Below are 9,871 nucleotides of genomic sequence, written 5' to 3' on the forward strand. Positions count from 1 at the left end.
CCCACCCCTCAGGGTCGTCCTTATTGGAGCTCCCCCAGCGGCTCGAACCACGCCATGAAATGGCGCAACAGCTTCGGCGCCCGGACGATGCGGAACCCCCGGATCTCCTCCCGCCGCGCGTAGACCCGGGCGCACACCTCCGTCACATAATCCAGGTGGCTTTGAGTGTAAACCCGCCGGGGGATCGCCAGGCGCACCAGCTCTAGGGACGGGTAGATCACTTGGCCGGTCTGCGGATCCTCCTGGGCCAGCATCACGCTCCCGATCTCCACCCCTCGGATCCCCCCTTCCAGATACAAGTGCACCGCCAGGGCATGGCCCGGATATTCGGGTGAAGGGATGTGGGGCAGAAACCGCCGGGCATCCAAATACACCGCGTGTCCGCCGGGTGGGACCACGATGGGGATCCCTGCCTGCTGGAGGGATTCGGCCAGATAGCGCACCTGGGCGATCCGGTAAGCCAAGTAATCCTCGTCCAGCGCCTCTTGCAAACCCACGGCGATCGCCTCCAGATCCCGCCCCGCCAGCCCGCCGTAGGTGGGGAACCCTTCCCGGAGCACCAACTGGGCGCACAGGGCTTCGTAGAGCTCCGGATCCTTCAGGGCGATGAACCCGCCGATGTTCGCCAGCCCGTCCTTCTTGGCGCTCATCAGGCATCCGTCGGCGTATCCGAAAAGCTCCCGGGCGATCTCCTTCACGGGCCGATCGGCGTAGCCCGGCTCGCGCAGCTTGATGAAATACACGTTCTCCGCATACCGGGCTATGTCCAGATAGAGCCCCTTCCCATGCCGGTGGGCGATAGCCGCCACCGTACGAACGTTCTCCATGGAGACCGGCTGCCCGCCCACCGTGTTGTTGGTCAGGGTCAGCATGACGAAAGGGATGTTCTCCGCACCGACCTGATCGAAAAACGCCTCCAGCTTGGCGGGATCCATGTTCCCCTTGAAGGGATGCTCTAGGGTGGGATCGTAAGCCTCATCGATGACCAAATCGACCGGATCGGCCGGGCGGGCCAGGAGGTTCGCTCGGGTCGTGTCGAAGTGGTTATTGCTGGGAACCCGTTGGCCGGGCTGCACCATCACCGCGAAGAAGATGTGCTCCGCCGCCCGTCCCTGATGCACAGGCACCACATAGGGATACCCGGTGATCTCCTGGATCGTCTCATGGAACCGATAGAAGCTCCGGGCCCCCGCGTAAGATTCGTCCCCCTGCATCATCGCCGCCCACTGCCGATCGCTCATCGCCCCCGTTCCGGAATCCGTGAGCAGATCGATGAACACGTCCTCCGCCCGCAGGCGGAAGAGGTTGTATCCGGCCTCCTCCAGGCGCCGCCGTCGCTCCTCCCGCGAGAGCTGTCGCAGCGGCTCCACCACCTTGATCCGAAAAGGTTCCGGCGGATGGATCGGCATGGAGCGCTCCTCCCAATCGGTTTGCTGTGCCTCGCTTCTTCCTCAGGAACAAGGGGCGCGTGGGATGCTGCCTCGTCGCCTGTCCCCTGTTCTCTCTATTTTCCTCTTGCCTGGGGATTCGGGTGAGAGGGGGAAGCAATGGGAGGATCTCCCCAGCCTATATGCTTTTCATTCCCCTCGCTCCTGGGACACAATGGCGATCCCGGTGAGGATCAAGCCACCCCCCAAGAGCTTGATCCATGTCGGCACCTCCTTCAGGATCGCATAGGCCAGGATCGTCGAGCCGATCGGCTCGCCCAGGGTGGTGACGGTGACCACCGCTGTCGGCAGATAGCGCAAAGCCCAGTTGAACGAGGAGTGCCCGATGAGCTGGGGAAAGATCGCCACCAACGTCATCCAGAGGTAGGTCTGAGGATGATAGCCCAAGAGCGAGATCCCGGAGCCCGCCACGATGAGCAGGCAGACCAGCGCGGCAGACCCGTAAACGAAGGTGATATACACCGGAAGGGAGAACCGGCCCCGAACCCGACGGCCGATCATAAAGTAGCCGGCCACCATGATCGCCCCGATCAGCGCCAGGAGGTTGCCCACGACCGGGAGGCGGCCACCCCCTTCCAGCGTGCAGCGCAGCGGGGGCCACGAACATGCATCGCTGAGGCCGACGATGACGCTCCCCGCCAGGGCGATGACGATGCCCAGGAGCACCCGTGGGGTGATGGATTCCCGCAGGAAAACAGGCGCGGCGATGGCGACGAAGACCGGCGAAAGGGAGACCAGCACCACCGAGCTGGCCACCGTCGTGTATTCTAAGGAGGTGATCCAGGCCACAAAATGCACCGCCAGGAAGACCCCGGAGAGGGTCATCCAGAGCACATCGCGACGGGTGAGCCGCGCCAGCTCATGGCGATAGCGCGTCAGCGCTACCGGCAGAATGAACAGGGTGGCCAGAGTCAGCCGATAGGCCGCAATGAGCAATGAAGGAGCTTCCCGCTGGGCGAATCGGATGAAAATGGAGGCCATGGAAACGGCCAAGATCCCGATCAGCAGAACCAGATGGGGAGGAACGGGGGGCTTCTCCGGGTTGTGCACGCTGTCATCCTCCATTCAAGATGCCAAGCTCTGGGAGATCAGGCGTTTGGGGACCGGGGGCTGTTGCCTTCGGGAGCCCCTGGCCCCCAAACACATCTCCATCACTTATAATTCGAGTGAGATCTTCCGACAAATCACAGGCGGGGAGCTCAAGGAAGAACATATAGGGGCTATCCCTCCCTTCACCGAAGACCCCTAAACTGCAGGGGGACGAAGCGCTCTTGTAAATCCCTGGGAGCCTCACGCGGATAAGGGTTCGATGGGGATGGAGGATCGGGCACGTTTGGAATCGGAGCTGCTTCATAACGAAAGCCTGGCACGCGGGCCGCGAAGGGATGGGGCAGCCAGCACACCTTCTCCCTACCCGCTGCCCCGGGAGGAGGCGGAGGCCATGGCCAGGCGGGCGGCTCAGGCCCTGGGGATCCGTCCGATCCCCACCCCGCATCCCCGACTGATCATGATGGTAGGCTTGCCGGGGACCGGGAAATCCACCCTGGCCCGGCGTCTGGCGGCCCTTCTCCCCGCCTCCATCGTGGAATCCGATCGAGTGCGCCGGGTCCTGTTCAAGTGGCCCCGGCATACCCTGAATGAAAGCCGGCGAGTTCATCAGGTGTGTCGGGTTCTCATCGAGCAGCTCCTGCGCCAGGGCTCCTCCGTGATTTTCGACGCCACCAATCTGATCGAGGCCCACCGGGCCCTGATCTATCAGATCGCGGATCGCCTCCGGATCCCCCTGGTCATTCTCTTCGTCACCGCCCCGCCGGAAGTGGTTCGGGATCGACTGGAGGGACGGCTGCTCCAGCCCAACCCGGAGGATGCCAGCGAGGCCACCTGGTCGGTTTATGAACGGATGCGACGCTATATGGAGCCCATCGGTCGGCCCTATCTGGAGGTGGACACATCCCAGGATTTGGACATGTTGCTCCCTCAGCTGGTGCGGACGATCCATCAAGCCGCCTGCCCCGGGGCAGGCGCTCCCTCTTGAGACGTTCAGGGAGCATAAAGGAATGAGGCCATCCGGCTGCAACATATTCCCGAGGAGGAGCGATGAAGCCGGAGGATGAGCTGACGTTCGTACAGGAAGGGATGGCTGTCATGGAGGATTATCTGGCCTCGGATCTGGTTTACTGGCCTCTCCGCCCCTTCTCCGTTACCTTCCCATCGTTCAGCCTTGGGGGTCTATTGGAGAGCTTACGGCGACTGGAGGCACGGCGGGATCAGCTTCCGCCCCAAGCCCAGGCGGATCTGGAATTCCTGAAAACCCGCCTGGACCAGGTGCGGGAATCCCATCGCACTCGTTATCAGCAAAAGCTGGAACGGGAGCTGAGCAGCCGCCTGGATGCATGGGCCTGGTATCTGGAAGATTATGAAGGACGCCCGGAGGAAGCCGCGGCGGGCTATCCAGCCCAGGTGCATATCCGCTTGAAGATTGAGCTCCTGCTGGAGGAAGCCGAGCGCCTCGGCCTGGATGTGGAGAAAACCCGGAGCCGGTTGCGAGCGCTGGATCAGGCCATGCGGCGCAACTGGGAGCCCGGTCGTTTTCTATGGGAGGAGCCTTTGCAAAGGGTCTTCCCCCAGGAACGCTTCTGGTGGCTGTACGGTCGGCTCAAGGGCCGCTGACGCTGGCTCCTGGCGCCTGATCGGTTGACCGGGATGAAGGGGTTGACACTGCTGCCATCTTTGTGATCATCTGTTACAGCCCGTCGGTCCTCTCCCATTCGGCGGGAACCCAGCCGATGGGAAGGACCGGTGGCCAAAGGCCGCGCTGCATTGGCGGATCGATGGGTGGGCCGCCCGGAAAGGGGACCCCGCGCGATCCGAAGGATCGCGTGCCCCCCAAAAGGCCCTACCGCGAGTTCCCCGGGACGTTGGGCCCCCCAAAAGTCCTTCGGACTTTTGGGGACCCCGTTGGCCTGTGGAGATCGGCGCTGCGGCGGAACGGTGGGCGACCACCGGTCGACGAGCACCCGGTCGAGGAAGCCGGAAGGGACCGGTCATCGATGGAGCCCCTCGGGATGAAATAGATGACGATGTGTCACAGAACGGCGTCCATTAGTTGACATCCGGGCCGGTTCCGTGCATGATCAGCGTGTTGCGGGCGCAGGCCTCGCTGCCTTCCCCACGCTGGAGCCTGCGCCCCCCGGATGCGCCATCCCACAGAAAGGAGGTGATGCGACATGGACGAAAAACGTCGGACAGACCTGAAGGAGGCGGGCCGTCGCATCACCTCCGGTGAACGCTGATCCGCGACGGCCCGCCCGGAGAGGCCGCTTCCTGGAGCTGGAGGCGGCCTCTTCTTTTAGGGAACGGCCATGGGGGCTGGAGCCGTGGTCCAAAGCAGGGCCCTTGGGGCCGGGTCCTGCCGCAGAGGCACAACTCGCATAAAAAAACGGGGGGCGAACCCTACGGCCCGCCCCCCGTTGGCCGATGGAATCCCTTTCAGGTCATAAACTCCCGCAGCTGGCGGCTCCGACGCGGATGGCGCAGCCGGCGCAGCGCGCGCCCTTCGATCTGCCGGATCCGCTCCCGCGTTAACCCGAACTTCTTCCCCACCTCCTCCAAGGTGTAACAACGCCCATTCACCAGGCCAAACCGCAACCGCAGAATCCGGGCCTCCCGCGGGCTCAAGGTGGAGAGGATCTCCTCGATCTTCTCCCGGAGCAGATTCTGGTAAGCGATCTGGCTGGGCGAGGGGGAGGATTCGTCCTCGATGAAATAGCCCAGCTCGTCCTCCTCATCCTCTCCCACCGGGTTCTCCAGGCTCAGAGGCTGCCAGGAGACCCGGAACATCCACTCAACCTTGCGCGGATCCACTCCCAGCTCGGTGGCGATCTCCTCGGCGGTGGGCTTTCGGCCCAGGCTCTGCTCCAGCTCATGGGCCACCCGATACAGCTTGCGGATCCGATCGCTCATGTGGACCGGAACCCGAATGGTGCGGCTCTGATCGGCGATGGCCCGGGTGATGGTCTGACGGATCCACCAGGTGGCGTACGTGCTGAACCGGTAGCCTCGGCGGTAATCGAACTTCTCCACCGCCTTCATCAGCCCCAGGTTTCCCTCCTGGATCAGATCCAGGAACGGGACCCCACGGCCCATGTATTTCTTGGCGATGCTGACCACCAGGCGGGTATTGGCCTTGATGAGGTGCTCGCGGGCCTTGCGGCCTTCCTCAATCAGCCGCTCCAGCCGGGCCCGCTGCTGAGGGGAGAGACGACGAGCTTCCCGGAGCCGCCGAGCTGCCTGCTGCGCGCGGAACACCTGCCGGGCCAGCCGCACCTCCTCCTCACTGGTCAGCAAGGGAACGCGGGCCATCTCTTTCAAATAGAGCCCCACCGTGTCATCCACATCGATGTCGGCTAAATCGTCGTCCTCCCCCAGGACCACATCGCTGGTTTCGAAATGCTCCTCCGCAGCCTCCTCCTCTTCCTCCTCCTCAATCTCGCGAAGGAACCGCTCTTCCTCCTCGATGTTGATCCGCGTGTCATCGTAGAGCTCGATGCCTGCTTCCTGCAGCCACAGACAGATCTCGTCCAGCTCCTCGGGAGACTCCTCGGCTTCCGGATAGATCTCCAGGATATCAGTGACGGTGAGGTAGCCCTGTCGCTCCGCCAGGGAAAAAAGTTCCCCAATTACCTCATCGAAGCTTGCCATCGTCGCTCCTCTCCAATCACGAGTAAGATGTCCGGAAAAGCTCCCGAGAGGCCTGGATCTCGGACTTCGACCTCCACCCAGCTGCCTCTCAGTCCTCTGATCGCCGAAAAGCCTCCAAGGCCGCCCATCGCGGGTCCGGCTCGCGCACACATCCGCACTCCCCCTCGTTCAAGTTCTGGCCGCACTCCGGGCACAGCCCGCGGCAATCCGGCCGGCAGAGAACCCGCAAAGGGATGTTCAGCAAGACATGTTCCCGCAGCGGCGCCGTCAGGAAGAGATACCCGTCATCGGTCACCGCATAAAACGTCTCCCCGGGGATATCCACTGGGGATAGGAAGAAGGCCTCCTCGAACTCAAAAGTCATCGGGAAGGCGACGGGTTCCAGACAGCGGGCGCACTGCGTGTGGACCTGTGTGGAGATCGTTCCAGAGGCCAGGAGCCGACGGTCGGAACGGACCAGCTCGATCTCCCCACGAAGGTAATCCACCTCCACCCCATAACCTAGATCACCCGGTCCCTCCTCCAGGGATAATACCATTCGACTCCCAATCGGCGCGCCCACCAGCGCGCCCACCCGATAGCGCAACATCTTCATAGGGCCCTCCAGGACAGGCCACATGACCTCATGGCCTGATCCAGGGTTGGGGCAGGCTGAAAAACCTACTGAAGTGATTATAGCACACGGCTATCCCCCCCGTCAAGCAAAAGGTTGGAATTTATTCAACGCACGGGGGAGAATGCATGCCATCTTTAATATTATTTAGATCTCGAAATGATTATTATAGACAACTCCCCCAAACAATTGGGCCATCATCGGAGTAAATGAACCATACGACTGCCAAATCTAATCATAAATTTAGAATCTTTGGCTGATGTTTTATTCGCTGGAGTTCTGGGGAGGGGAAGGCGGAGGGATTGTCGATCTTTCGGCTGCGCAACCAATCCGTCAGCAGCTCGCCCTCTGGGCTTCCGGCGGGGAGCCGAGAGGAGGCGCATCGGGTGAGGACAAAGGAACCCGGTCCTCCGGATCTCCAAAACCCAATTCATCATGAAGGGGGCGCTTCAGGCCTTCCCCTCAGCCCAGGCGGGCCAAACCGGAGGCGGTCGTAAGCGGCGATCGTATCCACCACGTGCCGGCGTTGTCGAGCGGCCTCCTCCTCCTGAAGGCGACGGCGGTAAGCCTCCATACGCCGGGTGATCTCCTGCTGCACCTGTCGGGGGCTGCCCACATAGCGCAAATGGAAATCCCCTCCGGGAACACGGACGACCACGTGGCCGTAGTTCAGCAGGCGGGCCAGAATGGAGGGGATCGTATACTCGACGCTCTGAATCCGGGCCAGGTTGGCGGTCTGGGTTTCCTCGCGCATCAGCGCCGGCAGACGCTGGGAGAGGATCAGCTGGCTGGAGGTGAGGATGTATTCGTCGTTCCGCCAGTTCTCGTAACGCCACCACCACCAGACCCCCAGCAACAGCCCGCTCAGGATCAGGGCGCCCAAGCGGATCCCCGGCTCGATCCGATCGATGGGCCACACGTGGAGCGCATGAAGCAGCCACACCGCGAGCCACAGCCCAGTGGCCGCCGGCGGCCCCCACCCAATCGAACGGATCAGCGCGACCCAGTGCTTGCGATAGATGATGCGATCCCCGACGGTCTCGCGGAGGGGTGGGAAGAGGTAGCGAGCCCCCGCCTTCAGAACCAGCCAAAGCCGCCCAAGCAGCCCTGGAGGGGAGGGTTCCGCAGAGGCATCGGGCGCTGCCTCAGACGGCGTCGGGATCAAGCCCAGGCGATGGCGCAACTCCTGTTGCAGGCGATACCGCTGGCGCGCCTGCTGCAACGCCCGCAAGCGATCGATCTGCTCATAGATCAGACGACGGATCTCATCGGGCTGCGGGAGGTTCGAGAAGGCAATCCGCCCACTGAAGGCTTCCACCTCAATATCCCCGAAATCAAACAAATATGGGCTGGCCAGGGGCGTGCGCCGCAGGATCTGCACCTCCTGGATCTGGTCCAGGGGCATGTCCTGACGAGTTTCCGGCCCGGGGAATATATACAGCCACCGTTCCCGCTCAATATGGACGATCCGCCGCGTGGTGAGGATGTATTGATCGTCCCACCAGTTCCAGATCTGCGCGCCGAGGAGGATCAGGGGGATCCCGTTCAGGAAAAGCGCTGGCCACCACCCCAGCTCCGCTACCAAAAAGGTTGTTAACACGATGAACACCAGAAGGAGCACCAGCGGCGGCAGGAGGACCGGGATCAAGCTGAACCAATGCCGATGGATCGCGGCGAGGACCTGCTCGTCGGGCTCTAACCACCCAAACCGAGGGGACCGCAGACGGGCCTCCACGTCCGGCGGCAAGTCCAGCCGATGGATCAGGTCCGGACGCTCAGCGAGCAACGCGTCGAACTCCGATTTCTCCAACAACCACCCATCGACCGGGGTGATCGCCAGGGCGGTCACATCTCGCGGGTCGTTCAGGAAGAGGGAATGGGCGCCGATCCCCTCCCCCGGTTGCACATGGCGGACCAGGCGCTCGATGCCATCGGCGTCGATCCGCAGCAAAGCCAATCGGCCGGAGCGGAGGATGAAATAGGCTGGGAACATCTCGCCTTCGATGAAAAGCTCCTCTCCAGGGGCGAGCGTCTTCACCTTCACCCGCGCCGCCACCCAGGCCAGCTCCTCGGGGTCCAGCCGGCGGAACAACGGTTGCGCGGCCAGCGCGGCCAGAAGCTCCTCATCTCCCATCGCGGCACCCTCCCCCTCAAGGGGTTCCATCGGCCGTTCCGGTTCTCCCTTCAGGCACAGATCCCACCCTCGCTCTGCGAAGGAGGGGAACAGGTGGGATGTTCAAGGCGAGGCCCTCAGCGATGGAACTTCCAAGGAGATCCGCATCCCCAGATGCCCTTGCGTCCAATCCTCCAGGATGAGGCGGGCGGTGCGCCGGCCCAGTTCCACCGCATAATTCGTTCCCCGATCCCATGGATACACTTGGCTCATGCTGGCGAAGTAAAGCCCTGGCAACGGCGTGCGCAGATCCGGGATCATCCGTGAGTAATTCACGGGAACCACCGGTTGGGCATAGGGCTCCCGAAAGACCCAATAACGGCGGATCCATTCGGGTCGGAAGTCCGGGTTGAAACGCGGGAGGGCCGGCAGGAAGGTACGGAGCAATTCCTCCGGCGCCATGGAGAAGTAAGGGTGATCCGGCGGAAGATAATCCCCGCAATAGACCAGATGCTCCCCCCCGTAATGCTCCGCCGGGATGTAGTTCGTGTGCTCCACCAGGGCCAGGAAGGGGAAGCCGGCCTGCTTCGGGAGGTTGATCCAGTAAACCCCATAGGTCAGGGGGCGCTCCAAGGCTAGGATCAGGACCACCGCCCCCAGGGACCGCAGGGCCAGCAGTTGGCTTACGTAAGAGGCGGGGAGCGCCGGGACCAGCCGAACCAGGAGGCGGGGCGAGGTCGTGATCATCACCGCATCATAAAAAGCGGAGCCGTCCGCGGCCTCCACCTTCCACCCTTTCTCCTCCCCCTCCACCCGGAAAACCGGGGTCGACAGGCGGACCTCGCCCCCTTGGAGGCGGATCCGCTCGACCAGGGCGTCGAAGAACGCCTGAAAGCCGCCTTCGAAGGTCCCCAGCCGCGGGCTGCGCTTGTGGATCCGCGCCCAGAACCAGGCCATGTTGATCTCCGGGTAGGCTTCCCCGAACTTCCCCTCGAG

Annotated in this window: 8 protein-coding genes; 2 read left to right on the forward strand and 6 right to left on the reverse strand. The window is 62.9% G+C overall.

Translation table 11 applies throughout. The features are described from left to right. Positions 1 to 20: 20 nt before the first annotated feature. Positions 21 to 1,409: a tryptophanase gene (locus tag ACFMO5_RS09105; RefSeq protein WP_376792436.1), complete on the reverse strand. Its 1,389-nt coding sequence runs from the start codon at positions 1,407 to 1,409 to the stop codon at positions 21 to 23. Between the two features lie 168 nt (positions 1,410 to 1,577). Beyond that, on the reverse strand, positions 1,578 to 2,498 hold the full coding sequence (locus ACFMO5_RS09110) for a DMT family transporter (protein WP_376792437.1): 921 nt from the start codon (positions 2,496 to 2,498) through the stop codon (positions 1,578 to 1,580). A 391-nt stretch (positions 2,499 to 2,889) separates the two neighbouring features. On the opposite strand from ACFMO5_RS09110, the gene ACFMO5_RS09115 reads away from it, so the two are divergent. Both ACFMO5_RS09115 and ACFMO5_RS09120 read left to right on the forward strand, forming a co-directional pair. Continuing rightward, positions 2,890 to 3,483 (forward strand): AAA family ATPase, encoded by a 594-nt coding sequence (locus ACFMO5_RS09115; protein ID WP_376792438.1) that lies wholly within the window; start codon positions 2,890 to 2,892, stop codon positions 3,481 to 3,483. 62 nt (positions 3,484 to 3,545) lie between these two features. Further along, positions 3,546 to 4,118 (forward strand): hypothetical protein, encoded by a 573-nt coding sequence (locus ACFMO5_RS09120; RefSeq protein ID WP_376792439.1) that lies wholly within the window; start codon positions 3,546 to 3,548, stop codon positions 4,116 to 4,118. Between the two features lie 819 nt (positions 4,119 to 4,937). Here ACFMO5_RS09120 and ACFMO5_RS09125 read toward each other — a convergent pair. From ACFMO5_RS09125 to ACFMO5_RS09140, 4 genes are all read right to left on the reverse strand, one after another. Further along, positions 4,938 to 6,149 (reverse strand): sigma-70 family RNA polymerase sigma factor, encoded by a 1,212-nt coding sequence (locus tag ACFMO5_RS09125; protein ID WP_376792440.1) that lies wholly within the window; start codon positions 6,147 to 6,149, stop codon positions 4,938 to 4,940. Between the two features lie 88 nt (positions 6,150 to 6,237). Next, positions 6,238 to 6,744: a DUF177 domain-containing protein gene (locus tag ACFMO5_RS09130; protein WP_376792441.1), complete on the reverse strand. Its 507-nt coding sequence runs from the start codon at positions 6,742 to 6,744 to the stop codon at positions 6,238 to 6,240. Between the two features lie 451 nt (positions 6,745 to 7,195). Continuing rightward, on the reverse strand, positions 7,196 to 8,896 hold the full coding sequence (locus ACFMO5_RS09135; RefSeq protein WP_376792442.1) for a cyclic nucleotide-binding domain-containing protein: 1,701 nt from the start codon (positions 8,894 to 8,896) through the stop codon (positions 7,196 to 7,198). Between the two features lie 102 nt (positions 8,897 to 8,998). Next, positions 8,999 to 9,871: FAD-dependent oxidoreductase (locus tag ACFMO5_RS09140; protein WP_376792443.1), on the reverse strand; the 873-nt coding region annotated here is incomplete at its 5' end.

It is taken from the genome of Thermoflexus sp., from assembly GCF_042408365.1.
Taxonomy (GTDB): Bacteria; Chloroflexota; Anaerolineae; order Thermoflexales; family Thermoflexaceae; genus Thermoflexus.

Excerpts from the sequence above, each read along its gene's own strand:
- ACFMO5_RS09115 (WP_376792438.1), top strand. The coding sequence starts at position 2,890 with ATGGCCAGGCGGGCGGCTCAGGCCCTGGGGATCCGTCCGATCCCCACC.
- ACFMO5_RS09130 (WP_376792441.1), bottom strand. The coding sequence starts at position 6,744 with ATGAAGATGTTGCGCTATCGGGTGGGCGCGCTGGTGGGCGCGCCGATT.
- ACFMO5_RS09125 (WP_376792440.1), bottom strand. The coding sequence starts at position 6,149 with ATGGCAAGCTTCGATGAGGTAATTGGGGAACTTTTTTCCCTGGCGGAG.
- ACFMO5_RS09120 (WP_376792439.1), top strand. The coding sequence starts at position 3,546 with ATGAAGCCGGAGGATGAGCTGACGTTCGTACAGGAAGGGATGGCTGTC.
- ACFMO5_RS09105 (WP_376792436.1), bottom strand. The coding sequence starts at position 1,409 with ATGCCGATCCATCCGCCGGAACCTTTTCGGATCAAGGTGGTGGAGCCG.
- ACFMO5_RS09135 (WP_376792442.1), bottom strand. The coding sequence starts at position 8,896 with ATGGGAGATGAGGAGCTTCTGGCCGCGCTGGCCGCGCAACCGTTGTTC.